Raw genomic sequence first — 26580 nt, 5'->3', positions numbered from 1 at the left:
TCAGATACTAACTATACAAACGCTGCTTATCAAAAATATCGAAAATCGCCGCCTCCAAGGAGGCGGCAACGGCTTCAACGGACGGCGACATAAGGATTGTGGTGCCGCTCTTCAGCAAAAGTTGACATGGGGCCATGGCCGGGAATAAAACTCACATCTTCACCCAACGGCCAGAGTTTGTGCTTGATGGAATCCAGCAGCGCCGCATGATTACCGCCGGGGAAATCGCAGCGGCCTATGGAGTGTTTGAATAACACATCGCCAACCCAGGCCAACTTGAGTGCAGGGGCAAAGAATACCAGGTGGCCTGGTGTATGGCCCGGACAATGAATCACCTGAAGTTGTAACTCGCCGACCCAAATAGTGTCATCCTGCTCAAGAAAGCGGTCTGGATAAAAAACATCACAGTGGGGAAATTGATACAGACGACATTCCTCCGGCAACATATCAAACAGAAAAGTATCGTCCTTATGAGGACCAAGTACTTCGGCCGATGAACTCTCGGCCAATAATCTGGCTGCGCCGATATGATCTATATGACCATGGGTCAGGAGTATCTTATCCAGCTCCAGTTCATTGTCTTTAATAAAACTTGTTATCTTCTCTACTTCACCACCTGGATCTATTATAGCAGCCTTGTTGCAGCCATCTTGCCAAACAATACAGGTATTTTGTTTATAATGAGTTACGGGAATAATTTTGAAGTTTACATTTTTAGTCATTTATATCTCCACGATTATATAATTATAAATTGATTTTACTGGCGGGTGGATTCTATTGGTTGATATTGCTCAATAAATCATAAGTTACTTTCTGTGATTTTATTTTTTAATTAATTAAATGGATTGTTTCAGGATTTAAATTTATACCCTATTGTTCAATAATCTATTTCACTTGGATTATTGTGAAATAGCTCAAAGGGATGGCGGGCTAATTTCTATAGTATTGACCATGTTCCAGCATTTCTATCTGGATTGACTCGAATATGCCTGGAGTTATACTGCCGTAGGTGCCTGTCGCAGAGTTTAGGCAGGCATCCTGCTTACTGATGAAAACTTGCTGAGGTATCGATGAACTATCGACTGACAAACGAACAAGAAGCATTTATTGCAGGAGTAAGAGACCTGATGTCACAGGAGGACTGGGAATGCTATTTCTCCGCCTGCGACGACAACAATGAATATCCTGAGCGTTTTGTCAGAGAGCTGGCCAAGCTGGGGTTGGATAGTTTGCTGCTTCCGGAAGAATACGGCGGCAGCGATGCCGGTCTGGTGACATTGGCCTTGATCTGGGAAGAACTGGGTCGCCTCGGTGCGCCAACCTATGTGCTTTATCAGATGGCGGGATACCCTACTATTTTGCAGGAAGGTACCCAGGAGCAGATCGATAAGATCATGGCCTATATAGGTACCGGCAAACAGGTGTGGAACTCGGCGGTCACCGAACCGGATGCCGGCTCGGATGTGCGCAGCCTGCAGACCACTTATACCCGAAAAAAGGGCAAGGTCTACCTCAATGGCACCAAATGTTATATCACCAGTGCCGCCGAGACCCCTTATCTGGTGGTGATGGCCAAAGATTCCGCCAGCTTCGAACCGATTTTCTCCGAGTTTTTTGTTGACATGAGTAAACCGGGGATCTCTGTCAGTCACTTGCCCAAGTTGGGACTGAAGATGGACAGTTGCTGTGTGGTGGAGTTCGACAACGTAGAGCTGGAGGAAAAGGACTTCTTCGGCACCGAAGGCAACGGGTTTGCCAGGGTGAAGAAGGAGTTTGATCTGGAGCGTTTCCTTATTGCCTGCAGTAACTATGGTTGTGCCTATTGCGCCTTCGAAGATGCCGCCCGTTACGCCAACAAGCGGGTACAGTTTGACTTGCCGATCGCCAAGACGCAGCTGATCCAGGAAAAGTTTGCCTATATGTCGGTGCAGCTCACCAACATGAAGAACATGATTTATCACACCGCCTGGAAGGCCGACAACGGCCAGATGACCCCGGGCGATGCCGCCAAGTGTAAGCTCTACTGCTCCAAGGCGGCCTTTAATGTGGTCGACAATGCCATGCAGGTGTTTGGCGGTCAGGGGATCACTGGCGAGCATCGCATTAGCCGCTTCTGGCGCGATCTGCGGGTCGACAGAGTTTCCGGCGGCTCGGAAGAGATGCAGGTGCTGACGCTGGGCCGGGAAGTGCTCAGGGAGTATGTGTAACAGGCGCTGCTTCGTAGCGTTATTTCATTGAAAAGGCCCGCGAATGCGGGCCTTTGACTGCAATGGTTTTAGAAGTCGTATCTTAAACCTATGCTGGTGATAGTGTCGTCAAAGTCACTGTAACCCTTGGCATCGAACTGGCCGATTTCGGTGTGGACTCTGGTGGACTTGGACAGCTGATACTCGGCGCCTATGCCCCATTGGCTGACCTCAGGCACTGTCTGGGCTGCTTGTCCCAGGGCTTCGTAAATTCGCGTGGCTATGAGTCCGGTTCCCGAATCATCTCGGCCGTACTGGGCCTTGAGCATTAACTTGTCCAGTTGATAGGAGGCACTGACAAAAAATCCTGTGCCCTCCCGCGCCTGCCGTTGCGGCTTGGCCGGATTGACCAATTCCGAGTGTTGGATCAGGGTTCCCAGCTTGAGCTGCTGCAGCTTCCAGTGCCCCACCAGGCGCCAGGCCTTGATATCTTCCACTCCGTCTGAGTAGGCGGCGGCCAGATACAGATCGCCTTGCTTGAGACGCTTATCACCCCAGCTCAATGCCAACTGGAAGTTGCCGTTGTCACGACGGGCATCGTCCGTGTCAAAGTGGTTGTCTTCCAGCAGGTAGCTGACCCCCAGTTGCCAGCCGCGCCAGTTTGGCGTGCGATATTCCAGTGAGTCGCCCCAACGTTTATCCCCGGCCATCAAGCGATCGTGTTTCATGCTGTAGTTATCGAACACATCGACAAAGCCTTTGGTCATCTTGAACACAGGCTCCATGCGTCCGGCCGCCAGCGAGCCCCATTCTTGATGCCGTAGTCCGAGAAAGGTCGATCTCGCCGATACGGGTTTATCGCCAGCGTCCTGTGCAGCGGCGTTGACTCCAAGCTCAATCTGGTAGAATACTTGCCAGTCGCTGCCAAGATCGTTCTGCCCCCGGACGCCCAGGCGAGTGAAGTTGTTTTCCAGCACTGTGCCTGACTTGGCTTTATGGGTGGCGCTGCCCGAGTCTGAGTGGGTGACCGAATAATCCAAGCGGCCATAGAGAGTCGGGGCGGCGCTGACGGCTCCGGAAAAGGCAGCGAGGGCTGTGATAGCCAGTGGTAATTTTTTCATCTTGACCTCTGAATTCAGTGGCTGAAATTGGAGAATGTGAACTGGTGGCAGTCGTTACATAACACCTTTGCCGGCTTATGCTCGCTGTGGCACACGGTGCAGGGCACATCGGCTCCCCAGTGGGGGGCATCGTGTGGGTTGGGCTTACTGTCACGGGTTTGCTCGGCAATTTGCTGGTAATCGCCATGGCATTCGAGACAGGCGGTTTCTGTTGCAGGACCTTTGGGGGCACCCAAGTGGCAGGTCTTACAGTCCTTTTCTTGATACATGAAGGCGTGGTTGCTGCGGCCTTCGCGGGAGCCGGACATCTTGGTCAGTTCGCCGGCCCAGGCTTGGCTCGCCAGCAAGGTGCCCATCAACAGGGCTGAGATCAGTGAAGTTTTCATGGGCGACTCCTTAAGCTTTGGCAACTTGTTCACCGGCAATTACCCCAAAGGCGAAGGCATCCGGGCAGGAACAGGCGGTAAGACGAATACGGCCGAACAAGCCACCCGTGGCTTCGCCGCAGGCATACAGCCCCTTGATGGCTTGCCCTGTGGTTAGCGAGATGACCTGGGCTTGTTCATTGATTAGCACGCCACCTTGGGTGTAATTGAACTTGGGACGAGCCTTGATGGCATAGAAGGGGGCGCGTTTGACACTGACCTGCTTCAGGGCCTTGAAGTCTTTACCGAACTGGCTGTCGGTGCCGGTTTGGGCATCGGCGTTGTACTGTTTGAGTGTCGCCTTCAGGCCTGGTAGATCTATGCCTTCGCCCTGGGCCAGGGCTTCGAGCGTGTCGTAGCGCTGCATCATGCCTTCTTCCAATGCCAGCTGCAGGCGCTGCTTGTCGTGGAAGTTGTCTATGCCGTCCTGGTCATAGATGTTCAGCGGGAAGCGACCATTGTTGCGATCCATTATGTTGCAGATGGCTTCAGCCACTACTTGGCGGTTATTTCGCTCGCTGATAAAACGTTTGCCGCTGGCCGGGTCGACCAAGGCGCCCCACTGCAGGTCTTCGGTGGGAATATCGAAGGCAAAACGCATCAGCGACAGGTGCACTGTTTGCGCGCCGGCGGCCACCAGAGCCTTGAGTGCACCGGCCGTGGCGCCTCTGTGGGTGGTGGTGGGAATGTATTCGCGGATATTGGGAAACTCGGCCGAGCGGAACTCCACATCGCGGCTGTAGCCTCCCACGGCCATGACCACACCTTTACGCACTCGATAATGCTTGATAACACCACTGCGGTTGTCGCGATCATCGTTGGCCAGGGCGGGATCGAAGTGGTATTGCTCCCGGACCTGCAACCCCAGCACATCGCCATTTTCGTTCTGGATCAGCCGCTCGAACTTGACCCGGCGGCGGATCTCACCCTGCAGCTCCTGGGTGTAAAAGGCTCGCAGTGGTCTTAGGATCCCCTTGCCGCCGCCATTGACCGGATACAGGGTTCTGGGCACTGAATGGCCACCCAGGCTCTTGAGCTTGTCGTGGAAGCGGCAACCGCGCTCTATTGCCCAAGGCAGCACCCGGGTCGTGGTTTCGGCCATGGTCAGCGTGAGATTTCTATGGTTCTGGAAACCACCGGCGCGACTGATATCTTCGGCAAACAGCTCGGCCGAGTCCTGGATACCGTCTCGCTGTTGCAGATGACTGTTGACCACAGAGAAGTTGAGTCCGGAAATCGCAGATGTTCCGCCGAGTACCGGCATTTTCTCGATGATGATGGTGTTGGCGGCACCTTGCTCTTTGGCGCGAATGGCGGCGCAGGTACCGGCCAACCCGCTGCCGACCACCACGACATCGAAAGTTTCATCCCATTGGACTTGGGGTTTGCTGCTCTTGCCGGCAGCCAGAGCCACAGGTGCCAGTCCCAGGGCGGAAACGGCCAGCCCCCCCTTGAGAAAAGCCCGCCGGCTTTGCGTCACTTTAGCGTTCATATCAGCCTCTATTTTTGTTTGCATGGCACCATGGAATCAAAATCATCGGTGCCGCTATATAGCGGTTTTCCGAAAGCGAATCTCAGATGTGAAGCCGATCAATTCCCGCGCTTAAAGCCGCTTGTCGCGGCATGAAATAACGCATAATGGCGAGGTGTTTAATGCTTAACTAATTTGCCATGTGCCGTTATTTGCCAAGCGTGTTGTTGCTGTTTTGCCTGTGTCTGCCTCAGGCCTGGGCCGATATCCGTATCGGTATCCTCACTTTTGGCGAGCCGACCGATGCGCTCTTGGCCTGGCAGGACACGGCGACAGCAATAAGCGAGCATACCGGCCAGAGGGTGACTCTGTTGCCTCTGACTCCGGCTGAGCTGGATCAACAGGTGAGCCAAGGCGCTCTGGATTTTATTCTCGCCAATCAATACGCCACTGTGGGTTATAAGAAAGACTATGGTGTCAGCCAGTTACTGACGCTTATACCCAGAGATGGCCGGGATCCGGAACTGGCGATGGGGTCGACGCTGGTGGCCCGCCCCGAGGTGCAACTGACCAGTTGGCAGCAGTTGTCACAACTGAGGATCATCTCTACCGATCCCAAGGCTTTCGGCGGTTTTCTGATCTTCAGCGGTGAACTGGCACTGCGGGAGATCAACCCTGCCACCGAGCTCAAGGCGTTGCAGTTTGTCGGCTTTCCGCAGACCGCTTTATTGGACAGGTTGCTGAGCGGCGAGGCCGATCTGGCGGTATTGCCCGCCTGTGTGCTGGAGCAGGCCATCGCTTCCGGGCGTTATCCCAAAGAGGCGTTTAAGGTGTTGCTGGCGGAAAAGCCCCCTGGGTTTCAGTGCCAGGTATCGAGCCGTTTATATCCCTATACCGCCCTGTCCAAGCCGGGTCACACAGATAACGCCCTGGCAACCGAAGTGGCCAGGGCACTGCTGGCGCTGACTGAGGATTCAGCCGCGGCCAAGGCGGGCGGGTATGCGGGTTGGTCTGTGCCGGTGAACGACAGCAGCGTATTTGCGCTGCGGCGCACTTTGCAGCAATGGCCGTTTCAAACCAACTGGCACAGGGTGGTTTCAGGTGTGGCTCCCTGGGTGGGGGCCATCTTGTTGTGCCTGCTGTTGGGGTATCTGCATCATTTACGGATAAAACGTCTGGTGGTGCAGCGCACCGGGGCACTGCGCAGCGAAATGGAGCAGCACAGCCGAACCCAAAAGGCTCTGCTTGAGCAGCGGAATCAGTTTTATCGGGCGCAGAGGGTACTACTGACTGGTGAAATGGCCTCAGGTATCTCTCACGAACTCAAGCAGCCTCTGGCCGGGATCCGCTATCTGGCCCAGGGGTGTCTGTATCGTCTGGGAGACGAGCAGCAGGAGATCAAAGACGCCCTCGGCAAGCTTATCAGCCAGGTGGACAGGGCCCAGGATACGATTCGCCGATTACGGGAGTTTTGTCAGCAGCCCTGTGAGCGTCGCTGTTTTCGTCTGGACGAGCTCATTCGCGATACCCTGGCGCTGACGGCGCCCGAGCTCAAGCGTCTGGGGGTTGTCCCTGTGTGTGAGTTGCAAGCCGTGACCATAGATGGGGATGCCAACTTGTTGCAGCAGGTGTTGGTCAATCTGTTGCTCAATGCCTTGGATGCCATGGAGCAGAGTGAGGAACCCTGGTTAAGACTCAGCCTTGAGTGCAACGCCAAGCAATGTCGATTTACCTTGTCTGATGCGGGCACAGGCTTGAGTGAGCCCCAGCTGGAGCGGCTGTTTTTTCCGTTTGAAACCAATAAGAGCAACGGCCTGGGGTTGGGGATGATTATTTGCAAACGTATTGTGGAAGAACATGGTGGCAGCATCAGTGCCCACAACAGCGAGCGCGGCTTGGACATGGTGGTGGTACTGCCGAGGAGAATCGATGATGACCCCTGTATATCTGGTTGATGATGATCAGGATGTGCTTGAATCACTGCAGTGGATGCTCAAGGGCCAAGGCATAGATGCAGTTGGTTTTGACTGTGCGGCAAGCTTCCTGGATGGTGCGGCCTGGCAACAGCCCGGGGTACTGGTACTCGATGTGCAGATGCCCGGCATGGATGGGATCAGCCTACATCAACAATTGCTGCAAGCGTCCAGTCCATTGGCGGTCATCATACTGACAGGTCATGGCAATATCGCCATGGCAGTAAAGGCGATGCAGCAAGGGGCGATGGATTTTCTTGAGAAGCCAGTCGATGGTGATCGGCTGCTTGAACTGTTAAGCAAGGGCGCAGCGTTTTGCTGCCGGCAGTGAACAGGCGGAGATCCGCTCCCGTCTGGCAACCTTGACGCCGCGAGAGCAAGAGGTGATGCAAAGAGTGTTGGCGGGCAAGCTCAACAAGGTGATTGCCGCCGAGCTCTATGTCACCCAGAGAACGGTGGAGCTGCATCGAAAGAAAGTACTGGAGAAGATGGCCGTCCACAATGTGGCCGAGTTGGCCTTTCTGTTGGCCAAGCTGCAACCGTTACCTAGCTGAAGCCTCACTGTAGTTGGTACTGGATAACTCCGTCCTGGGTCAGGCGGAAGATCCACAGGGAGTCGCCTTCGCGGTAATACCAGCTGTTGGCCAGACCTTCTTCGGCTTTTAACTGAGAAGTGAACTCGCTCATCGCCGACGCGGGCAGGCGGAAACTGCCGCTGGAGCTGTTGTTGTCCAGATCATTGTTGACCTTTATCTCTGTGGCAGAGGGCGGCAATATCGGCGGCAGCCAGCCACGCTCGAATACTCCTTCAGCCCGGGCTTCGGCCTCGGTGGGGTATTGTTCGCTGATGACATCGCTGCAACCCCAGAGTAAGGCGGTTAATGTCAGCATGGAGCTGATGGAAAGGGAACGCATCAGGGGTTTCATCTTGGGCTCCTTGTCAGAGAAATGGTGTTCTACTGTAACAAAGGCGGCCTGTACCTAGTCTGAAGCCAAGGTGCTTTCAGCTGTTTTGCTTTTTCTGGACGCTTGGTTTATGGCCATAGGCCCCTTTGTTGACTCGCCTAACATGCAGGCATCAATCCACATGGGTCATTAAAGCTGTTGCAAGCTGGCCAGCAAACGGTCCATCGCCCGATAACCCAGGGCCTGGGCCAGATGGCGCCGCTCGACCATGGGACTGAGCTGCAGATCGGCTATGGTGCGCGCCACTCGTTGCAGCCGATGAAAGCTGCGCACCGATAATCCCAGCTGATTGACACTCTGTTCGAGAAACGCCAGATCGCCGGGTTTGAAACCTGCCTGCTTCAATGCCTTACTGCCCAACTGACTATTGAGTACGCCGGCGCGGCTGAGTTGTAGTTCCCTGGCCGCAGCGACTCTGGCGGCAATCTGCTCACTGGTTTCACCCTGCGCCGCCTCTGAGGTCAAGGCGCCGGGCGGGAGTTTGGGCACCTCAATGGTGAGGTCGAATCTGTCAATGAAAGGGCCTGACAGCCGGGCCAGGTAACGGCGGATCTGCTCTGGGCTGGCGCGGCTTCCCGGGCCAGCATCACCACAAGGGCTGGGGTTCATGGCGGCGATGAGTTGAAAGCGGGCATCGAAGCGCAGTTTGGCTGCGGCGCGGGAGATGATGACATGGCCGGTTTCCATGGGTTCACGCAGGCAGTCGAGTACCTTGCGGGGAAACTCGGCAATTTCATCGAGAAACAGCACTCCCAGGTGAGCCAGTGAAATCTCGCCGGGTTTGGGGATTGAACCGCCACCCACCAAAGAGATGGCCGAGCTGGTGTGGTGCGGAGCGCGAAACGGGCGGCGATAAAACTCCCCCGGCTCAGTGGCCATACCGGCCACTGAATGAATCGCAGCCACTTCCAGCGCCTCTTCATAACTCATGGGGGGCAGGAGTGAGATTATCCGGCTGGCCAGCATGGTCTTGCCTGTGCCAGGTGGCCCCAACATCAGCAGGTTATGCCCGCCGGCGGCAGCGATTTCCAGTGCTTGTTTGGCTTGATATTGGCCTATGACTTCCGACAGGCAGTCATTCGAGTGCGGCTTGGATTGTTCCAGCCATTCGGTTCCCGGCACTATCCCCGGCAGGGTTTGCTGCCCGTGCAGATAGGCGGCGATATGTTGCAGGTGCTGGGCCAGGCAACATTGCCGGTAGCCCACCAAATCCGCTTCACTGCGGTTATCCTGTGGCAATACCAGTTTGATGCCTCTTTGACGGGCGGCGATGATCACCGGCAGGATCCCAGTGCAGTGCCTGACCTCACCGGACAGCCCAAGCTCACCGACAAATTCATGCTCGTCCAGAGATTTCAGTGGCAGTTGTCCGGATGCTGCCAGAATGCCAATGGCAATAGGAAGGTCGTAACGTCCACCCTGCTTGGGCAGATCGGCCGGTGCCAGATTGATGGTTATCCTGCGCATGGGGAACTCAAAACCCGCATTGATTATGGCGCTGCGGACTCTTTCTCTGGCTTCCTTGACCGAAGCTTCCGGCAACCCCACCAGATTGAAGGCCGGCAAGCCGTTGGAGAGGTGAGCTTCGACCAGTACCTGAGGCGCCTCCACACCTTTGGCGGCTCGGGTGGCAACTCTGGCTATCGGCATAACAGTTCCTTTGTTGTGCGCTTCCCTATTCTGTAGAGTGTAGCAGTTGCCTGGATTTACAGTGGCTTGAGGGAATAGCGGTTTTGTCCTTATCGAAAGAGGTTGCCAGTACGCGGGAATGGTCTGCATCACTAACAATTTTGAGATTAGATGACTTTCTGCATACATCTGAGGCTGTCATCTGCTTCGTTGGAGAAACAAAATACGCTGTCGACCAAGGTATAGTGCCATACCACTTTATAATCAGTTGCCAGCAACAGCTTTAATAGTGACAGCGCGGGATTGTCAAACAAGGCTTCCAGGGAATAGGTTGAGACAGGGTAGACTTTAACTTGTTCGACTTGCACAGAATTATCATGTAATGCCAGCCTGGAGATTTTGCCGGAAAAGAGTATCTTACCCTCAAATTTATCTTTGTTATCACCAAGTTGTAACCAACCCCAGAAGCTTTCTGACTCCATGTCGATATAAAGGGAAAAGCTAACGCGCCTTATCTGATTATCAGGCCCTTCAACATTTTTTATCACTCGGTACATGCCATCAATATCTTGAACATCGTGATAGTCATAAATTAAGTTGACTATGATAGAAGCCAGCAAAAATGCGAGTGGAATAATAAATGGCACCATTCTTTCTAGCTTTGACATGCTGTTCCATCCTTGATTTTATTGTATATGGAAGCTTCCTTGTGGCTGACATAAGTTCTGACTTTATTGTTTGACTTGTTAATGCAGTCAATTGAAAAAACTCCTGTTCCATAACTGAGAATTATTGTATCTTTATCATCGTTTATTTCCGACTTGAGATCGTGAAAATCAATAGTTCCAAGTAACTTATAATTAAGCTTGTGAATGAGTGATTTTATTTCTTTTTGATCATCCATGTTTTTTATTTCTGTTAGGGTTATTATTTTTGTTTTTCCATCAGTGTAAATGTCTACTTTAGGGAGGTTTTCTGTAACTGATATTTTTATAGTGAATGGTAGGAGGAATAGTGCAATTGATATTGTTATTATTGAAATTATCTTGATTGAAGAAGGTTGGTTTTCTTTTGGGTTTGTTGTCAATTTATTGCTTTTGACTTTTTGTTCTTTCTCAAAGATGGAATTTTCTTGATTGTCTAATATGAAGTCTATTGTTAGATGAACTTGCATTATGTCTAAGCCATATCCAACCCCTTTGACTGTGAAGATTAACTCATTGCCTAGTATTTCTCTGAATACACGCCTTAGATTGGCGATGGCCACTGGAATAGAGTTCGGAGATACGACTCTACCATACCAGCCCACTGATAATAATTTATCTCTGCTTACAGCTTGCCCTTTGTTGTTATACATTTCTTTTAATATATAAAACTCCGGAGTCGAACACTTATATCTTCTGGTGTTTGTGCTTATGGTTGGATTGCCGTTGTTTTGGCGAACAGTGATGTGTTCCCTTCCTTTGGTGGTGTCCATCTTGGATCCTACTGATTTTTGGCTTCAACCTAGCCGCCTACATGTTTTCATTCTAATAATAAGTGATAAAAAATCCAGCGTTTCAGTTTATAATTTGTTAATCAACGAAATGTTAATGTTGCAACCTGTTGTTTTGTTGTGACAATTATTGGTTTCTGTGTCCTTGTCCATTTTGGTTTATTTATTAGATTTTATAACTGTATAAACAATGGCTTTGGTGAGAGCCTCCTGATTACCGGGCTAATGTTATTGATCTTACAGGGTGTCATCTTGTTTGTGGGAGTTGATTCCTGTTGTCTAAGGAGGGTGTATGTTAATGCAGCAGAGAAGCAGCAATATCCATGTGAGTAATGACGGTTTTTCTAAAGAAGAATCTCTCTTTCAAGCGGATTTTAAACCTTTGACACAGGCTCATTTACAAGAAATAGTTGCCAGAGAGGTTAATGGATGTATAAAGAGTGTTGCATATGAAGTTTTATTTAGGCCAGGAATGCAGCACAAGAATGTTGAATTTTTTTATCAAAATTTAAAGTGTAAAGAGCTATTGAATTTATCATTGGAGCAGTTGCACCAGTTAGCTGTGATTGATTATAGGAATCTTGATGTATTGGCTTTGACAGGGCGTAAAATAAAACGTTTGTTTATTAATGTTGAAGCCAGGGTGATAATGGCATTGGAAGCTGAACTGGTTTGGATAAATGATACATTGAAGCAACAGGATATTGAATTGGTTATTGAGATAACTGAACGTTTGAATTCGGATTGCGCTCACCCGGCTTTTATTAGTGTGGCAAAGCTGCATGATAGAGGACTAAAAATAGCTTTGGATGATTTTGAGCCTGAAGGAGATCTAAGACAGGGTTGGATAGGTACTGGCTGTGTTGATTATATTAAATTGATCTTGCCTAATGGTTTTGAGTGCTCTGAGAAGATAAGAGCCGATTTTATTGAGCATGTCTATCAGTTGAAGGATAAAGCCTTACTGAAAGTGATTGTTGAAAAGGTCGAGAGCTTGGACCAGTTTTTGGCGATGGAGTTTGTGCCTTATGACGGTTTACAGGGATACTTCTTTTCAGTACCAACTGAGCTCCTTCCAATACGTCTAAAGACACATGCTTTATTGCGATGACTAGAGATAGAAGACTTAGGGGAAAGTGCGAATAAGTCCTTCAGGGGCTTGTTTTCATCTTTCCTGGTTGTCGATTGGATAAAAAAGGTCACTGTCACGGCAAAAATTTCTCGTTATCTGAATGTAAAATCTACTGATAGATTGTGTGAGACTTCTCTGTGCCGTTCCGCGAAACGACACTTTACTCACACAAGGAAACCAGATGAAAAGCTTAACTTTACTGTTGGCCGGTATGTTACTCAGTGGTGCTGTTTTGGCTGTCGATGAAGAAAAAGCATTGCCTCAAGCCAGTGAAACCGACGTTCAACAATTGCTGCAAGCCTGTTTGCAGATGGCTGATGAAGACGCGGTTCCAGTCGAAGAGCGTCAGGAGTATCTGCTGACTTGCGTTAATGATCAACTCAATGAAATGGGTTATCAGCCTTTGGAAAGTTTGCCACAGGTTAATTAATCTCCACAAAAGTAGCTCATTTGTGTTTTAATTCCCCGGTATACGAGATGTGTTGTTTGCCTGGGGGATGGATACCTTGCTGTTGAATCTACTTAATACGTCGTGGTGGGATAGCTTCATACCACGACGTAAACTTCTTTTGTTTATCCTACCTTGGCTAACTGTTTTTCTGGTTTATCCTGCCAAGCCTTTGGCTCAATCTCATCCGATACGGGTGAGCTTTATTAATCCAGGTTCTGCTCAGGAAAGTTTCTGGGGCGATATAGACAGCCTTATGTTGACAGCAGCTACCGAGCTAAATATTGAGTTGGAAATATTGCATGCCAATAGGGATCATTTTCGGATGATAGCTTTGGCACAAGAATTGGCTACCCGTAAACAGTTACCTCAATACATTATTTTGGTTAATGAAAAAAATGTTGCCGTAAAAATGTTGGCTGCCTTTGAAGGTTTGCCTGTTAAGACTCTTTTGTTGCTCAATGATGTGGCTCCCGAGGTGCGTCATTTGTTGCAACAACAGCCTTACTGGCGACAGCATCTGTTGCCGCCTTTGATCCCTGACAATGAACGGATAGGCTTTCTTACTGCGCAGGCCTTGTTGCAGCAGGTGGGGCCAGGGACGCAACAAGTGCTGCTGATTTCCGGCGATAAGGGAACGCCAGCATCTATAGCCCGGACTCAAGGGGCAATAAATGGCTTCAGAGAAAGAGGGGTAGAGCCATTACAAGTCGTCTACGGTCATTGGCAAGAGCAAAGAGCCAAGACGCAAACAGAAATTCTGCTGAAACGTTACCCGGAGCTGAAAGGGATCTGGACCGCCAATGATCACATGGCCTTTGGTGCTATTGCGTCGCTGGAGGAAAAGGGACTCAGGCCAGGAGAGGATATATTCATTGCCAGTATCAATACTTCCTCCAAGGTGCTTGATTGGCGTAGCCAGGGGCGAGTCAGTGTCCTGGGCGGCGGTCATTTGCTGGCAGGAGCCGAGGCGCTCAGGCGCATTCGCGACGACAGTGAGGCTAAGCCTTGGAATGAGGAGGTCTCCTCAATGTTCAGGCTGTTGGTTCCGGGCACAGAACCTTTCAATCTGCTCGAGCAACGAAACTGGCGGGCACTGCTCGCTTGGTACCAACAGACATCGGAAGTAACGCATTGAAGCAAAGTTCTGTCATCAGTCACAAGATGACCTTGGTTATCATAGGTGTCAGTTCATTCTTTGCCTTGGTGACCATGGTGGCCCAGTTGTTCTGGAACTATCAGGATGGTGTTGAGGGCGGTAATCGTAGGCTAAATGAATATGTCGAAGCCAATCTGCCCGGTATGGCACAGGCCATTTGGGATGTGGACCATAAGTTGCTGCGGGACATACTGATTGGCATAGGCATGCAGCCTTATGTCTCCGGCGCGTCTTTGTCCAGTGTCGATGGGATTACCCTGCAAGTGGGAAATAATCAGGCCCAGGATAATGAAACCTTTCTGTTTCCAATAATCTACCGTCAGCAACAGATAGGTGAGCTTAAGGTTCAACGCAGCCGCAACCAGCTCTATTATGAGTTGTGGCGGCAGATGATCCTGATAGTCGTGGGTAATGGCTTGAAAACCCTGCTGATGATCTACGTGATTCTGACTCTGGTGCGCAGTCTGGTTACCGGAAGATTGGCGGCGCTGGCCGCATACGTCAATCGTATCGATTTGGGACAACCGCGAAAAGTGCCCTTACCTAATGAGGTAGGGGCGGCAAATCAAGATGAAATTGGCAGCGTGGCCCGCGCCATAGAGCAGATGTACCGACGTATTAGAACCGACTTTGCTCGCAAACGCTGGCAGCAGAGGCATTTGACTCGAGGGCAAAGGCAATTGTCCGAGCAGGTGGAATTTAGCCATAAAGAACTGGCTTGGCAGGCCAGAGCCAATGAGTTATTGGCGGATCTATCATTGCAGTTTCTGAAGGTACAGCCAGGGGACGTCGATCAGGCTTTGGCCGATGTAGGTCGTCAGATTGCTGAGTTGTTTGCCGTCGAGCGGGTTACCTTGCTGGAGATCAAAGAACAACAACTCTGTTATCGTAGCGTCTGGAGTCGTCGGGGGAAGCCTCATTCTTCAAGTTACATAGATATCAGTGAGTTGAATCGCTTTGCTGAGCAACTCAACACCAGACATATGATTATCGTGGAGGATGTGGAAAATCTACAATCTGACGATAGCGCCGAATATAGGTTACTCAAACAGTTGCAGTTACGTTCCCTGGCGCTGTTTGCCATCACAGATGGGCAAGACTTGCTGGGGATTTTGTCGCTAAGCAATAGTCAATCTCCAAAACTTTGGCCTCAATCCCGCCGTGCCATGTTGACTCAGTTTGCCGCTGCGCTCAACGAGCTCCTGGTCAGGGAGCGCAGGGATTTACAGATGTTGGGGCTGCAACGTGAGCTGTTGGGGCTGAATCACAAACTTAAACAGCTTTCGGAAACAGATGAGCTAACTGGATTGGCCAACCGACGTCCCTTTACCGAATCTCTGGCGTGCTTGCTGGCTTCGGAAGAGGGGGGCGCCTTGATAATGCTGGATGTCGATCACTTTAAAGCTTTTAACGATTGTTTTGGCCATCCGGCCGGTGACCGGGTATTGCAGCGTTTGGCGCAGGCCATGCGTAAAGCTCTTCCTGAACGCGCCTTGCTGGCCAGAGTCGGCGGCGAAGAATTTGCCTTGGTGTTGCCGGGAGTCGACCGCAGGCAAGCTGAGGGTGTTGCCGAAACCTTGTTGACTCAGGTTCGGGAATTGCAAATTATTCATGGCTCAGCACCCGCAGGTATAGTCACTATCAGTCTTGGATTGGCACTCCTGACCCCGAATACACGGGATTTGAGTGAGGTTATTCGGCTGGCAGACAAGGCGCTCTATCAGGCTAAACATCAAGGACGTAATACTTGGTGTATTGCGCAATAGCCTGGAATTCAGTGGTCTGTGAAGGCTTGCAGTAACAGTTGCAACTCGCCGCTTTTTTCCAGTAGGGTGACGCCGCTATTGAACTCTTCAAGCAGTGCCATCTTGTGTGGGCTTTGTCTGGATACCAGCATATAGAAGGGTTCTGGCCGGGTGTGGGGAACCGCTTGCGTTGCTAACCCAAAGTCCTGGGGATTGCGCTTCATCAGCTTTAAGGTGCCGCTGAAAACCTCCAGCCGTGCCAGAAAGAAGTCACATCTACCCCGTTGCAGTAACTCGGGGATCAACGGCAGATCTTTGCTCAAAGACAGTGGCAGAGAGTTGTTCCAACCGAAGTGGTGGTAATTGAAGCCGCGAATGCCACAAACTGTGCCTATCCGCGTTAGCTCCGTCAGCGAGTTGAATCTTAGACCCTTTGGGAAGCGCTGTTTGAGAAACACCACCCCAGGGGTGAGGTGGTAATAGGAGCGCGATAGCAGGAATTTACGCCGTCGCTCTGGGTTGGCTGAGGCGCTCATGGCGGCATCTATCTTGCCCAATTCCACTTCCAACATGCACCTTGGCCAGGGAAGGGCGATGATGTGTAACTGCCAACGCGGTGGCGTAAACAGTCGATAAAGCAGCTGAATATCATAGCCGTCACTGTTATGGGACTTACGGCCATCTATTCTGGAAAAGTAATTGAAGGGTGGAAATTCGGACTCTTCGACACATATTTTTAATGGTATGCCGTTAAGCTCATCTTTTGCGTTGGAGACCGGTGAGATAAGCATCACTGTCAAAAATGCGGCAAACGGATATAATGTGAACTTCATTCCGGTAGAAGAAGCCTGCAATGGGTTTCTTGGAGTATAGCAAAGCCACTCAATTCGCCAGTTTAGTACCCGTACCGGTAACCAGTTCGCCTTTAGACCTCCCAGTCACTCCACATTCAGGCCTGGATATAAGGGCACGGCATAGAAGCGCTTTGTAACTAACCTAAGGTGTTGTATGAGTTTATTCGATAATTTGGTGATTATCTTTTGCCTGATCGGAACCAGCTGCTTTTTTTCCATGTCTGAAATTGCCCTGGCCGCTTCCCGTAAAATCCGTTTGCGACAGATGGCCGATGAGGGAGATTTGCGCGCCGAAAAAGTGTTGGCGCTGCAAACCACTCCGGGCAGTTTTTTCACCGTAGTGCAGATTGGTCTCAATGCCGTTGCCATCATGGGTGGTATTGTCGGTGAGTCTGCTTTTACCCCTTATTTTGCGGCAGCTTTGGCCCATGTGGTTCCGCCGCCCTGGGTAGGACAGGTAAGCTTTGTGTTGTCTTTCGTATTGGTGACCAGTCTGTTTATTCTGATCGCCGACCTGATGCCCAAACGGGTTGCCATGGCCTTACCGGAGAAAGTGGCCGTTAACTTGGTAAACCCCATGCTTATCTGTATTGCCTTGCTGCGCCCCTTTGTATGGGTATTCAATGGCATGGCCAACGGTATCTTCAAACTGCTGCAGATACCTACTGCCCGCAATGATGAAATCACCCCTGATGATATCTACGCCATTATGGATGCCGGTGCCGAGGCCGGTGTGCTGGATAAGGGCGAGCAGCAGATGATCGAGAATGTATTTGAGATGCAATCTGTCAGCGTCACCTCGGCGATGACCGCCCGTGAGAGCCTGGTGTATTTCCTGTTGCAGGATGATGAAGACGCTATCAAGAAAAAAATCGCCGAGGATCCGCACAACAAGTTTTTGGTGTGTGATGGTCAGCTGGACAATATCAAAGGTGTGGTGGACGCCAAGGAACTGCTGCTGCGGGTGATCAACGGCCGCAAGATAGATTTGAAAGATACCTCGTTAGTGCGCAACTGCCTGATTATTCCCGATACCCTGAGTCTGTCGGAGGCCATGGAATATTTCCGTCATCACAGGGCCGACTTTGCGGTGGTGATGAATGAATACGCTTTGGTGGTGGGGATTGTGACCACTGACGATCTGCAAAGTGCGGTAATGGGCGCCTGGTCGCTGCATGAAAGTGAAGAACAGATAGTGCCCCGTGACGCCAATTCCTGGCTGGTGGACGGGGTGACGCCGATAACCGACGTGATGCGTGCCTTTGGTATTGAGGAGTTTCCGCAAAACCAAAACTATGAAACCATCGCCGGTTTTATGATGTATACGTTACGCAAGATCCCCAAGCGTACCGACTCGGTTAACTACGCAGGTTATAAGTTTGAGGTGGTGGATATAGATGCCTACAAGGTTGACCAGTTGCTGGTCACCCGCCTCTTGCCTCAGGAAGATCAACTGCCCAAGGATGAAGAGTCACTCGATATTTAAGGCAAGCTTAAAGGGCGTGGCATAAAGACCATCGACTGAGTTAAGCATTTTGCATAGGGCTCAGTTACAAGTGGTAAAGCCCGCCCGACTTTCCAAGCTTAGCTAAATCACTTCCAGAAACGCACTTACCAAGGGATCCTGGCGCCGCTTGGCCTTGCAGCAGCACCCCAGCTCAAAAGGGGCTATCTCGGCCGGTGAGGCCAGGGTTTTTATCCTCTCGCCCAGTGGACTGTTGGCTACCACTACATCCGGAGTGATGCTGACACCGCAGCCCAGAGCCACCATGGGCACTATCGCCTCGTGGCCCGATACCTGGGCATAGATATTGGCTTTGATCCCCATCGCCTTGAACCAGCGCTCGGCCCGTAAACGCCCGGGGCCGTGGTCGGGCACGATAAAGGGCAGTTGCTCCCAGGGAATAGGATTTTGCGCCAGCAGCGACTGCAACTGACAGTTGATGGTGGGCGCGATAATCGACAGCGGCACTTCACCTATGGGGGCAAAGTGCAGACTCGGCGGAAAGTCCTGCGGCAGAGCGGCGATGGCGATATCCGCCCTCTGCTGCTGAATTTCCTGTACCGCATCGGCGGCATCACCCGTGGTGAGTTTGATGTCGACCAGGGGCTGCTGGCGGCGAAACTTATCCAATAGGGCCGGCAGGTGGCTATAGGCTGCCGTGACCGAGCAATAGAGTTGCAGCGTGCCCCTCAGCAGCTTTTGCTGCGGATCCAGCTCGCGGCGCAGCTCTTGCCACTGAGTCAGTGTCTGGCTGGCGAAGCGGCGAAAGGCTTCGCCTGCGTGGGTCAGGGTGACGCTGCGGTTGTCCCGCTCCAGCAGCTTGCTGCCCACTTCATCTTCCAGCCTTTGCAGGGTGCGACTTAAGGTTGAAGGGCTGACATGCATCCGGGTGGCGGTGCGGGAAAAATGCAGGGTGTCGCAGAGATCCAGATAGAGTTTTATCGCCCGAATATCCATGCCGTTTTGCCTCTCTTGTTGTTGCGTTTTGTGCAACATGACATGCCGAATATATCATTTCAAGCAATTTAAACCATGGGCTATAGTGATTTGCATCACTGAGCCGTTTCGGCTTGGTCCCAGGAATTCGGTTAAACAGGTGGCTAAGATGGCAAATTACTTCAATACCCTGAATCTGCGGCAGCAGTTGGCACAGCTGAGCCAGTGCCGTTTTATGGAGCGCAGCGAGTTTGAAAACGGCTGTGACTATATCAAGGACTGGAATATTGTCATCCTTGGCTGTGGTGCCCAGGGCCTCAATCAGGGGTTGAACATGCGTGACTCAGGGCTGAACATCGCCTATGCCCTGCGCAGTGAAGCCATAGCCGAGAAACGCGCCTCCTGGCAGCGGGCTACCGAAAACGGTTTCAAGGTAGGCACCTTCGAAGAACTGATCCCCACAGCCGATCTGGTACTGAACCTGACTCCTGACAAGCAGCACACTCCTGTGGTCAATGCGGTAATGCCCTTGATGAAACAAGGTGCGACCCTGTCCTATTCCCACGGTTTCAACATAGTGGAAGAGGGGATGCAGGTGCGGCCGGACATCACTGTCATCATGGTGGCGCCCAAGTGCCCAGGCACCGAAGTGCGTGAGGAATACAAGCGTGGCTTTGGGGTACCGACACTGATCGCCGTGCATCCTGAGAACGATCCCAATGGCGACGGTCTGGAGATCGCCAAGGCCTATGCCAGTGCTACCGGCGGCGATCGTGCCGGCGTGCTGCACTCCTCGTTTATCGCCGAGGTGAAGTCTGATCTGATGGGCGAGCAGACCATTCTCTGCGGCATGCTGCAGACAGGGGCGATTCTGGGTTATGACAAGATGGTGGCCGATGGCGTCGAGCCGGGATATGCCGCCAAGCTTATCCAGCAGGGCTGGGAAACCATCACAGAGGCGCTCAAGCATGGTGGTATCACCAATATGATGGATCGCCTGTCCAACCCGGCCAAGATCAAGGCGTTTGAGATTGCCGAAGAGCTTAAGGTGTTGCTGACCCCGCTGTTTGAAAAACATATGGACGACATCATCAGCGGCGAGTTTTCCGCCACCATGATGGCCGACTGGGCCAATGACGACGCCAATTTGCTGCGCTGGCGTGAAGAGACCAATAACACCGGCTTTGAAAAGGCGCCAACTTGCGCCGAGCAGATAGATGAGCAGACCTATTTCGACAAGGGGATCTTTCTGGTGGCCATGATCAAGGCCGGGGTGGAACTGGCGTTCGATACCATGGTAGATGCCGGGATCATCGAAGAGTCGGCCTATTACGAGTCGCTGCATGAGACGCCGCTGATTGCCAACACCATAGCCCGTAAACGCCTCTATGAGATGAACGTAGTGATCTCGGATACCGCCGAATATGGTTGTTATCTGTTTAACCATGCCGCCGTGCCGCTGCTGCGTGACTATGTCAACGCCCTCTCTCCCGAGGTCCTGGGCGCCGGTCTCAAGGATTCGGGCAATGGGGTCGATAATCTGCGTCTGATCGAGGTCAACGAAGCGATTCGCCATACGGCCGTCGAATATGTCGGTGCCGAACTTCGCGGTTACATGACTGAAATGAAAAGGATAAACTTGCAGGGTTGACGTTAACGTCAGCTTGGTTGCCGCTAACGGCAATCAAGCTGTTTAGGCGAGCCATCGTCGAGGGTGCCATAGCCAAGCCAAGTTGGAAGATTTTCAGGTTGTGAATTTTTTTGTTGTGTTCTGAAAACACTTTATGGTAATGGTTAATAAGTGCGCTGCCAAAGGGCTCGCCAAGCAGATAAATTGAATACAGGAAACTGTCTGAGAAATGTTTAACTTAAGCGCCAAGCTCCTCCTCGTGATTATTACCGTCGTGATTATTCCATCACAGCGGGGGCGGCTCGTGGCGCGACGACAGACCAGATAGGGTCAGAAATTGCAAACAAACCCCCCGCTCCGAAAGGACCGGGGGGTTTGTCGTTTCAGGGCCATTGAAAACTTAAACAGCAGCAAAAATAGGCGAGATAACAAGATGGAACAAGGGCAGAAGATCAGCGGCAGTGAAGCAGTTATCAAGGTATTGGCCGCCCATGGGGTGAACACGGTTTTTGGTTATCCCGGCGGCGCCATCATGCCTATCTACGATGCTCTCTACGACAGCCAGGTCGAACATCTGCTCTCCCGTCATGAACAGGGCGCCGCCTTCGCCGCCGTCGGTTATGCCCGCTCAAGCGGCAAGACGGGCGTCTGCCTGGCCACCTCGGGCCCGGGGGCGACCAATCTGATCACCGCCTTGGCCGATGCGCTGTTGGACTCAGTGCCGCTGGTGGCCATCACGGGCCAGGTTTCCACCTCCGTGATAGGCACAGATGCCTTTCAGGAGATGGACGTGCTGGGCATGAGCCTGTCATGTACCAAACACAGTTTTATGGTGACCCGCGCCGAGGAACTGGTTGCTACCCTGTACCGCGCCTTCGAAATCGCCGCCTCCGGCCGTCCCGGTCCTGTGTTGGTGGATATCCCCAAAGACATCCAGCTTGCCCAAGTGGAATACAAGGCGCCGTTGCAGGCGGTGCCCGATGAGCCGGAGCTGGACCAGGCGGCTTTGGCGGAAGCCAACGCCTTGCTGGCGGCCGCACGCCAACCCATGTTGTACGTCGGTGGTGGCGTTGGTATGGCGGGCGCAGTGGAGCCGCTGCGGGCTTTTATTCAGCGTAGCGGTATTCCTTCGGTGGCAACGCTCAAGGGGCTGGGCGCCATAGCCCACGGCACTCAAGGTTACCTGGGGATGCTGGGGATGCACGGCAACAAGGCCGCCAATCTGGCGGTGCAGCAGTGCGATCTGCTGCTGGTGGTCGGTGCCCGTTTCGATGACAGGGTCACGGGTAGGCTGGAGAGCTTTGCCAGCAAGGCCAAGGTGATCCACCTGGATATCGATGCTGCCGAACTTGGCAAACTGCGCCAGCCGGATGTGGCCATGGATGGGGACTTAAGAAGCATATTGACGCAACTGGCGCCGCAAGCGCTGCAAATAGCGCCCTGGCAAGCGGAAGTCGAGCACCTGCGGGCGCAGCACCAGTGGGATTACGCCCATCCTGGTTCACTCATCTATGCGCCGGCCATGTTGCGTCGTCTGGCCAACAAGCTGCCGAGTGACTCTGTGGTGAGCTGTGATGTCGGCCAGCACCAGATGTGGGTTGCCCAGCATATGCACTTTCGCCGCCCGGAAGATCATCTTTCCAGTGCCGGGCTTGGCACCATGGGCTTTGGCTTGCCGGCGGCCATAGGCGCGCAGATGGCAAGGCCGGATGCCACTGTGGTCACGGTTTCCGGCGATGGTTCTTTCATGATGAATGTGCAGGAGCTGACCACCATCAAGCGTCGTAAACTGCCGGTGAAGATACTTTTGATAGATAACCAGAAGTTGGGCATGGTGAAACAGTGGCAACAGCTGTTTTTTGAAGAGAGATACAGCGAAACCGACCTGTCCGATAACCCCGACTTTGTTACCCTGGCGTCCTCCTTCGATATCCCCGGACGCACCATCTACTCGGCCGATGAGGTTGAGCAGGCACTGGATGAGATGCTCAGTGCCAAAGGCCCCTTCCTGCTGCACGTCGCTATAGACGATGCATTTAATGTCTGGCCGCTGGTTCCCCCCGGCGCCTCCAACTGTGAAATGATGGAACAAACGGAGAAGCGATCATGATCCATAATCTGGAATTGACCCTGGAACAACGCCCCGAAGTGCTGGAACGTGTATTGCGGGTAACCCGTCACCGCGGCTTTACCGTCCGCGATATGCATATGACACTGGCCGAGGATCAGCGCCTGCAGCTGGCAATGGCGGTCGACAGTGACAGAGCCATAGAGCTGCTGAGCCGTCAGTTGACTAAGCTGGTAGACGTGGCCCGCTGCACTGTGCGGCCCGCAAGCAGCCTCTCCCGTACCGTCAACGGCTAACCAAGAATCATCAGAATAAGCGTAAGGAATTGAGCAATGCCCAAACTCAGATCAGCAACCAGTACCGAAGGCCGCAACATGGCCGGAGCCCGAGCCCTTTGGCGTGCCACAGGGGTCAAGGAAGGCGACTTCGGTAAGCCCATTATCGCCATTGCCAATTCCTTCACTCAGTTTGTTCCCGGTCATGTACACCTGAAAGACATGGGCTCTCTGGTGGCATCGGCCATCGAAGAGGCCGGTGGCATCGCCAAAGAGTTCAACACCATAGCGGTCGATGACGGCATCGCCATGGGTCATGGCGGCATGCTCTATTCCCTGCCTTCCCGTGAACTGATTGCCGACAGCGTCGAGTATATGGTCAATGCTCACTGCGCCGATGCTCTGGTGTGTATCTCCAACTGCGACAAGATCACCCCCGGCATGTTGATGGCGGCGCTGCGGCTCAATATCCCTGTGGTATTTGTCTCCGGCGGGCCTATGGAAGCGGGCAAGACCAAACTGTCCGATAAGCTTATCAAGCTGGATCTGGTGGATGCCATGGTGGCGGCGGCCGATGACAGGGTGTCCGATGCCGACAGCGAGAAAATCGAACGCAGCGCCTGCCCAACCTGTGGCAGCTGCTCCGGCATGTTTACCGCTAACTCGATGAACTGCCTGACCGAGGCGTTGGGGCTGTCGCTGCCGGGCAACGGCTCCATGTTGGCGACCCACAGCGACCGGCGCGAACTGTTTTTGGAGGCGGGCAGAAGAGTGATGGCGCTGGCCAAGCGTTACTACTCGGATGATGATGCCTCGGTATTGCCGCGCAATATTGCCAACTTCAAGGCGTTCGAGAATGCCATGACTTTGGATATCGCCATGGGCGGTTCTTCCAACACTGTGCTGCACCTGTTGGCGGCGGCTCAGGAAGCCGAAGTGGATTTCACCATGGCGGATATCGACCGCCTCAGCCGCAAGGTGCCGCACCTTTGCAAGGTGGCACCTTCGACCCCTAAATACCATATGGAAGATGTCCACAGAGCCGGTGGCGTAATGGGGATCTTGGGTGAGCTGGAACGCGCCGGTTTATTGCACACGGATGTTAACCATGTGGCTTCCGATGATGGCTCGCTTGAGTCTGTGTTGGCCAATTATGATGTGATGCGCACCGAGTCTGCGAAAGTAAAAGACTTCTTCCGCGCCGGTCCCGCGGGGATCCCTACTACCCAGGCCTTCAGCCAGGATTGCCGCTGGCCATCGCTGGATACAGATCGCCGTGAAGGTTGTATCCGCAGCCGCGAGTTTGCCTTCAGTCAGGAAGGGGGCTTGGCGGTACTGTCCGGTAATCTGGCCGAGCATGGCTGCATAGTGAAAACCGCCGGGGTGGATGAATCCAACCTGAGGTTCAAGGGCGTGGCCAGGGTATATGAGAGCCAGGACGAGGCCGTTGCCGGGATCCTCGGCGGTGAAGTGGTCGCCGGGGATGTGGTGGTTATTCGCTACGAAGGCCCCAAAGGTGGCCCTGGCATGCAGGAGATGCTTTATCCCACCAGTTACCTCAAGTCCCGCGGTTTGGGCAAGGCCTGCGCCTTAATCACAGATGGCCGCTTCTCCGGCGGTACGTCCGGGTTGTCCATAGGCCATGTGTCACCGGAAGCCGCCTCAGGGGGCACTATCGCCTTGATTGAAAATGATGATGCCATTGAAATCGATATCCCGGCCCGCAGCATCACGCTTAAGCTGAGTGATGCAGAGCTTGCCCGGCGCCGTGAGGCGATGCAGGCCAAGGGGCCTTTGGCCTGGAAGCCGTTGGCGCGGGTACGCCCAGTGTCGCTGGCGCTCAAGGCTTATGCCATGTTGGCCACCAGTGCCGACAAGGGCGCCGTGCGTGATCGCACTAAGTTGGAGGGCTAGTATGTTGGCGCTGGCATCCAAGAGTCAGCTGTCGCTGGCCAACTATTATCTGCAGAAGATCCTCTTGTCCCATGTCTATGATGTGGCGCGGGTTACCCCGCTGTCGAGTCTGAACAAGTTGTCGGCCCGCCTGGGCTGCCAGGTGTTTCTCAAACGCGAGGATATGCAACCGGTACACTCGTTCAAACTGCGTGGCGCCTATAACCGCATCGCCGCCTTGAGCCCCGCTGAGTGCGAAAACGGAGTGGTATGTGCCTCGGCCGGTAATCACGCACAGGGCGTTGCCATGTCGGCTTCGAGCCGCGGGGTCGACGCCGTGATAGTGATGCCAACCACCACTCCGGACATCAAGATAGATGCGGTGCGCCGCCTCGGCGGCAATGTGGTGCTTCATGGGCAGTCGTTCGATCAGGCCAATCAGTATGCCATGTCACTGGCCCAGGATGAGGGGCGGGTGTTTATTCCCCCCTTTGATGATGAGGCGGTAATCGCCGGGCAGGGCACGGTTGCCCAGGAGATGCTGCAGCAGCAAAGAGATCTTGAAGTGGTGTTTGTGCCAGTGGGCGGCGGTGGCTTAATCGCTGGCATTGCCGCCTACTACAAAGCTGTGATGCCCGAGGTGAAGATCATCGGCGTCGAGCCGGAAGATGCCGCCTGTCTCAAGGCAGCGCTGGAAGCGGATGAACCTGTGACGCTGGAGCAGGTGGGTTTGTTTGCCGATGGGGTGGCGGTTAAGCGTATAGGTCAGGAGCCTTTTCGATTGGCGCGGGAATATGTCGATGAGGTGGTGACTGTCAGCTCGGATGAAATCTGCGCTGCGGTCAAGGATATCTTTGAGGATACCCGCGCCATTGCCGAACCTGCCGGTGCTTTGTCGTTGGCCGGGCTGAAAAAGTATGTCGGTGACAAGGGCAAGGGCGAGAAACTGGCGGCGATTCTCAGCGGAGCCAATGTCAATTTTCACAGCCTGAGATATGTGTCCGAGCGCTGCGAGCTGGGCGAGCATAAAGAGGCGGTGCTGGCAGTGACCATTCCGGAAAGGCCTGGCTCCTTCCTGCATTTTTGTGAACTGCTGGAGCGGCGGGTGATGACAGAGTTCAACTATCGTTTCAGCGGGCGCGATCGCGCCGTGGTCTTTGCCGGGATCCGTCTTAGCGAAGGTGTCAGCGAGCTGCAGGCGATTATCTCATCTCTGGAGAGTGCCGGTTTTGCGGTGCAGGATCTATCTGCCGATGAGGCGGCCAAACTGCATGTGCGTTATATGGTGGGCGGCTTGCCACCCGAGCCTTTGGAAGAAAAACTGCTCAGCTTTGAATTCCCGGAGCATCCCGGAGCCTTGCTGCAGTTTCTCACGACATTAAAGAGTAAGTGGAACATCAGTTTGTTTCACTATCGCAACCATGGCGCCGCCTTTGGGCGGGTGCTGGCCGGCTTTGAAGTGCCCAAGGCCGATGAAGCCGCCTTTGATCAGTTTCTGGATGAGTTGGGGTTTGTCTGTCAGGACGAAACGGATAACCCCGCTTACCGGCTGTTTCTGGCGCGCCCAGGCCAGTGAGATCCTGAAAGGATTAAGGTCGACTGTCTTCGCCAAAAGCAGGGGCAGTCCGGCGGTCAGTTTTATGCTATGGTCTTGAGTTATTATTCTAATC

At 53.0% G+C, this 26580-nt stretch carries 24 protein-coding genes; 14 read left to right on the top strand and 10 right to left on the bottom strand.

What is annotated here, in order from left to right; all coding sequences use genetic code 11:
- Positions 1-74 precede the first annotated feature (74 nt).
- Positions 75-722: an MBL fold metallo-hydrolase gene (locus tag AYI96_RS08480; RefSeq protein ID WP_071476399.1), complete on the bottom strand. Its 648-nt coding sequence runs from the start codon at positions 720-722 to the stop codon at positions 75-77.
- Positions 723-1070: 348 nt separating this feature from the next.
- Between AYI96_RS08480 and caiA the strand changes: the two genes are divergently transcribed.
- Positions 1071-2207 carry a crotonobetainyl-CoA dehydrogenase gene (caiA, locus tag AYI96_RS08475; RefSeq protein WP_039035762.1) on the top strand — a complete coding sequence of 379 codons (1137 nt, stop codon included), beginning with the start codon at positions 1071-1073 and terminating at the stop codon, positions 2205-2207.
- 68 nt (positions 2208-2275) lie between these two features.
- On the opposite strand, the gene AYI96_RS08470 is transcribed toward caiA, so the two are convergent.
- The 3 genes from AYI96_RS08470 to AYI96_RS08460 are packed head-to-tail and all read right to left on the bottom strand — an operon-like array spanning position 2276 to position 5224.
- The gene (locus tag AYI96_RS08470) at positions 2276-3307 is read right to left on the bottom strand and encodes a porin (protein WP_144361419.1); all 1032 of its coding nucleotides are present in this window, start codon (positions 3305-3307) and stop codon (positions 2276-2278) included.
- Positions 3308-3321: 14 nt separating this feature from the next.
- The gene (locus tag AYI96_RS08465) at positions 3322-3693 is read right to left on the bottom strand and encodes a cytochrome c3 family protein (RefSeq protein WP_044735378.1); all 372 of its coding nucleotides are present in this window, start codon (positions 3691-3693) and stop codon (positions 3322-3324) included.
- Positions 3694-3703: 10 nt separating this feature from the next.
- The gene (locus tag AYI96_RS08460; protein ID WP_186300042.1) at positions 3704-5224 is read right to left on the bottom strand and encodes a flavocytochrome c; all 1521 of its coding nucleotides are present in this window, start codon (positions 5222-5224) and stop codon (positions 3704-3706) included.
- A gap of 179 nt (positions 5225-5403) precedes the next feature.
- On the opposite strand from AYI96_RS08460, the gene AYI96_RS08455 reads away from it, so the two are divergent.
- From AYI96_RS08455 to AYI96_RS20470, 3 genes are read left to right on the top strand one after another with little or no spacing between them, the layout of a single operon-like run.
- Positions 5404-7158, top strand: coding sequence for a PhnD/SsuA/transferrin family substrate-binding protein (locus tag AYI96_RS08455; protein ID WP_144361417.1), 1755 nt, complete (start codon positions 5404-5406; stop codon positions 7156-7158).
- A complete protein-coding gene (locus AYI96_RS20475; protein WP_260852972.1) occupies positions 7133-7507 on the top strand; it encodes a response regulator transcription factor in 375 nt (124 codons plus the stop codon). Before AYI96_RS08455 ends, AYI96_RS20475 begins: the two co-directional genes overlap by 26 nt.
- Positions 7508-7562: 55 nt before the next feature.
- The gene (locus AYI96_RS20470; RefSeq protein WP_260852971.1) at positions 7563-7730 is read left to right on the top strand and encodes a LuxR C-terminal-related transcriptional regulator; all 168 of its coding nucleotides are present in this window, start codon (positions 7563-7565) and stop codon (positions 7728-7730) included.
- A 4-nt stretch (positions 7731-7734) separates the two neighbouring features.
- Here AYI96_RS20470 and AYI96_RS08445 read toward each other — a convergent pair whose 3' ends face one another.
- The 4 genes from AYI96_RS08445 to AYI96_RS08430 all read right to left on the bottom strand — a co-directional run bounded on the left by AYI96_RS08445 (position 7735) and on the right by AYI96_RS08430 (position 11248).
- Positions 7735-8103 carry a hypothetical protein gene (locus AYI96_RS08445; protein ID WP_083399806.1) on the bottom strand — a complete coding sequence of 123 codons (369 nt, stop codon included), beginning with the start codon at positions 8101-8103 and terminating at the stop codon, positions 7735-7737.
- 168 nt (positions 8104-8271) lie between these two features.
- Entirely contained in the window at positions 8272-9792 is a 1521-nt protein-coding gene (locus AYI96_RS08440) for a YifB family Mg chelatase-like AAA ATPase (protein ID WP_144361416.1), read from the bottom strand.
- 146 nt (positions 9793-9938) lie between these two features.
- On the bottom strand, positions 9939-10439 hold the full coding sequence (locus tag AYI96_RS08435; RefSeq protein WP_039035767.1) for a hypothetical protein: 501 nt from the start codon (positions 10437-10439) through the stop codon (positions 9939-9941).
- Complete coding sequence (locus AYI96_RS08430) at positions 10427-11248, bottom strand: transcriptional regulator (RefSeq protein ID WP_144361415.1); 822 nt, start codon at positions 11246-11248, stop codon at positions 10427-10429. Before AYI96_RS08430 ends, AYI96_RS08435 begins: the two co-directional genes overlap by 13 nt.
- A 310-nt stretch (positions 11249-11558) precedes the next feature.
- Between AYI96_RS08430 and AYI96_RS08425 the strand changes: the two genes are divergently transcribed.
- The 4 genes from AYI96_RS08425 (at position 11559) to AYI96_RS08410 (ending at position 15771) form a co-directional block, all read left to right on the top strand.
- A complete protein-coding gene (locus AYI96_RS08425; protein ID WP_144361414.1) occupies positions 11559-12377 on the top strand; it encodes an EAL domain-containing protein in 819 nt (272 codons plus the stop codon).
- A gap of 202 nt (positions 12378-12579) precedes the next feature.
- Entirely contained in the window at positions 12580-12828 is a 249-nt protein-coding gene (locus tag AYI96_RS08420) for a hypothetical protein (protein ID WP_039035769.1), read from the top strand.
- 67 nt (positions 12829-12895) lie between these two features.
- Positions 12896-13984, top strand: coding sequence for an ABC transporter substrate-binding protein (locus tag AYI96_RS08415; RefSeq protein WP_083399807.1), 1089 nt, complete (start codon positions 12896-12898; stop codon positions 13982-13984).
- Positions 13981-15771: a diguanylate cyclase domain-containing protein gene (locus tag AYI96_RS08410; RefSeq protein WP_144361413.1), complete on the top strand. Its 1791-nt coding sequence runs from the start codon at positions 13981-13983 to the stop codon at positions 15769-15771. Before AYI96_RS08415 ends, AYI96_RS08410 begins: the two co-directional genes overlap by 4 nt.
- A gap of 8 nt (positions 15772-15779) precedes the next feature.
- Here the strand turns inward: AYI96_RS08410 and AYI96_RS08405 are convergent, their stop codons facing one another.
- Positions 15780-16583 carry a substrate-binding periplasmic protein gene (locus tag AYI96_RS08405; protein WP_052248261.1) on the bottom strand — a complete coding sequence of 268 codons (804 nt, stop codon included), beginning with the start codon at positions 16581-16583 and terminating at the stop codon, positions 15780-15782.
- Positions 16584-16758: 175 nt separating this feature from the next.
- On the opposite strand from AYI96_RS08405, the gene AYI96_RS08400 reads away from it, so the two are divergent.
- Positions 16759-18090 carry a hemolysin family protein gene (locus AYI96_RS08400; protein WP_039035770.1) on the top strand — a complete coding sequence of 444 codons (1332 nt, stop codon included), beginning with the start codon at positions 16759-16761 and terminating at the stop codon, positions 18088-18090.
- Positions 18091-18192: 102 nt separating this feature from the next.
- On the opposite strand, the gene ilvY is transcribed toward AYI96_RS08400, so the two are convergent.
- The gene (ilvY, locus tag AYI96_RS08395; RefSeq protein ID WP_025010072.1) at positions 18193-19065 is read right to left on the bottom strand and encodes an HTH-type transcriptional activator IlvY; all 873 of its coding nucleotides are present in this window, start codon (positions 19063-19065) and stop codon (positions 18193-18195) included.
- Between the two features lie 148 nt (positions 19066-19213).
- Between ilvY and ilvC the strand changes: the two genes are divergently transcribed.
- The 5 genes from ilvC to ilvA all read left to right on the top strand — a co-directional run bounded on the left by ilvC (position 19214) and on the right by ilvA (position 26486).
- Entirely contained in the window at positions 19214-20695 is a 1482-nt protein-coding gene (gene ilvC, locus AYI96_RS08390; RefSeq protein ID WP_144361412.1) for a ketol-acid reductoisomerase, read from the top strand.
- A 412-nt stretch (positions 20696-21107) separates the two neighbouring features.
- Positions 21108-22784 (top strand): acetolactate synthase 2 catalytic subunit, encoded by a 1677-nt coding sequence (gene ilvG, locus AYI96_RS08385; RefSeq protein WP_144361411.1) that lies wholly within the window; start codon positions 21108-21110, stop codon positions 22782-22784.
- Positions 22781-23038, top strand: a complete 258-nt coding sequence (ilvM, locus tag AYI96_RS08380) for an acetolactate synthase 2 small subunit (RefSeq protein ID WP_025010070.1) — start codon at positions 22781-22783, stop codon at positions 23036-23038. Before ilvG ends, ilvM begins: the two co-directional genes overlap by 4 nt.
- A 36-nt stretch (positions 23039-23074) precedes the next feature.
- Positions 23075-24931, top strand: a complete 1857-nt coding sequence (gene ilvD / locus AYI96_RS08375; RefSeq protein ID WP_144361410.1) for a dihydroxy-acid dehydratase — start codon at positions 23075-23077, stop codon at positions 24929-24931.
- Position 24932: 1 nt separating this feature from the next.
- Positions 24933-26486, top strand: a complete 1554-nt coding sequence (gene ilvA, locus AYI96_RS08370; RefSeq protein WP_144361409.1) for a threonine ammonia-lyase, biosynthetic — start codon at positions 24933-24935, stop codon at positions 26484-26486.
- Positions 26487-26580 lie beyond the last annotated feature (94 nt).

The organism is Shewanella sp. MSW (assembly GCF_007636515.1).
Classification (GTDB): Bacteria; Pseudomonadota; Gammaproteobacteria; order Enterobacterales; family Shewanellaceae; genus Shewanella; species Shewanella indica.
Note: the sequence above shows the minus strand (reverse complement) of the source record. Positions and strands in the feature narration are given on the sequence as shown.

What these genes read in the sequence shown, in the direction of transcription:
- AYI96_RS08425 (WP_144361414.1), top strand. Translation starts at nt 11,559, where the DNA reads ATGTTAATGCAGCAGAGAAGCAGCAATATCCATGTGAGTAATGACGGT.
- ilvD (WP_144361410.1), top strand. Translation starts at nt 23,075, where the DNA reads ATGCCCAAACTCAGATCAGCAACCAGTACCGAAGGCCGCAACATGGCC.
- ilvA (WP_144361409.1), top strand. Translation starts at nt 24,933, where the DNA reads ATGTTGGCGCTGGCATCCAAGAGTCAGCTGTCGCTGGCCAACTATTAT.
- AYI96_RS08465 (WP_044735378.1), bottom strand. Translation starts at nt 3,693, where the DNA reads ATGAAAACTTCACTGATCTCAGCCCTGTTGATGGGCACCTTGCTGGCG.
- AYI96_RS08420 (WP_039035769.1), top strand. Translation starts at nt 12,580, where the DNA reads ATGAAAAGCTTAACTTTACTGTTGGCCGGTATGTTACTCAGTGGTGCT.
- ilvM (WP_025010070.1), top strand. Translation starts at nt 22,781, where the DNA reads ATGATCCATAATCTGGAATTGACCCTGGAACAACGCCCCGAAGTGCTG.
- AYI96_RS08460 (WP_186300042.1), bottom strand. Translation starts at nt 5,224, where the DNA reads ATGAACGCTAAAGTGACGCAAAGCCGGCGGGCTTTTCTCAAGGGGGGG.
- AYI96_RS20470 (WP_260852971.1), top strand. Translation starts at nt 7,563, where the DNA reads ATGCAAAGAGTGTTGGCGGGCAAGCTCAACAAGGTGATTGCCGCCGAG.
- AYI96_RS20475 (WP_260852972.1), top strand. Translation starts at nt 7,133, where the DNA reads ATGATGACCCCTGTATATCTGGTTGATGATGATCAGGATGTGCTTGAA.
- AYI96_RS08440 (WP_144361416.1), bottom strand. Translation starts at nt 9,792, where the DNA reads ATGCCGATAGCCAGAGTTGCCACCCGAGCCGCCAAAGGTGTGGAGGCG.
- ilvY (WP_025010072.1), bottom strand. Translation starts at nt 19,065, where the DNA reads ATGGATATTCGGGCGATAAAACTCTATCTGGATCTCTGCGACACCCTG.
- AYI96_RS08455 (WP_144361417.1), top strand. Translation starts at nt 5,404, where the DNA reads ATGTGCCGTTATTTGCCAAGCGTGTTGTTGCTGTTTTGCCTGTGTCTG.
- ilvC (WP_144361412.1), top strand. Translation starts at nt 19,214, where the DNA reads ATGGCAAATTACTTCAATACCCTGAATCTGCGGCAGCAGTTGGCACAG.
- caiA (WP_039035762.1), top strand. Translation starts at nt 1,071, where the DNA reads ATGAACTATCGACTGACAAACGAACAAGAAGCATTTATTGCAGGAGTA.
- AYI96_RS08480 (WP_071476399.1), bottom strand. Translation starts at nt 722, where the DNA reads ATGACTAAAAATGTAAACTTCAAAATTATTCCCGTAACTCATTATAAA.
- AYI96_RS08415 (WP_083399807.1), top strand. Translation starts at nt 12,896, where the DNA reads ATGGATACCTTGCTGTTGAATCTACTTAATACGTCGTGGTGGGATAGC.
- ilvG (WP_144361411.1), top strand. Translation starts at nt 21,108, where the DNA reads ATGGAACAAGGGCAGAAGATCAGCGGCAGTGAAGCAGTTATCAAGGTA.
- AYI96_RS08435 (WP_039035767.1), bottom strand. Translation starts at nt 10,439, where the DNA reads ATGTCAAAGCTAGAAAGAATGGTGCCATTTATTATTCCACTCGCATTT.
- AYI96_RS08405 (WP_052248261.1), bottom strand. Translation starts at nt 16,583, where the DNA reads ATGAAGTTCACATTATATCCGTTTGCCGCATTTTTGACAGTGATGCTT.
- AYI96_RS08445 (WP_083399806.1), bottom strand. Translation starts at nt 8,103, where the DNA reads ATGAAACCCCTGATGCGTTCCCTTTCCATCAGCTCCATGCTGACATTA.
- AYI96_RS08470 (WP_144361419.1), bottom strand. Translation starts at nt 3,307, where the DNA reads ATGAAAAAATTACCACTGGCTATCACAGCCCTCGCTGCCTTTTCCGGA.
- AYI96_RS08400 (WP_039035770.1), top strand. Translation starts at nt 16,759, where the DNA reads ATGAGTTTATTCGATAATTTGGTGATTATCTTTTGCCTGATCGGAACC.
- AYI96_RS08430 (WP_144361415.1), bottom strand. Translation starts at nt 11,248, where the DNA reads ATGGACACCACCAAAGGAAGGGAACACATCACTGTTCGCCAAAACAAC.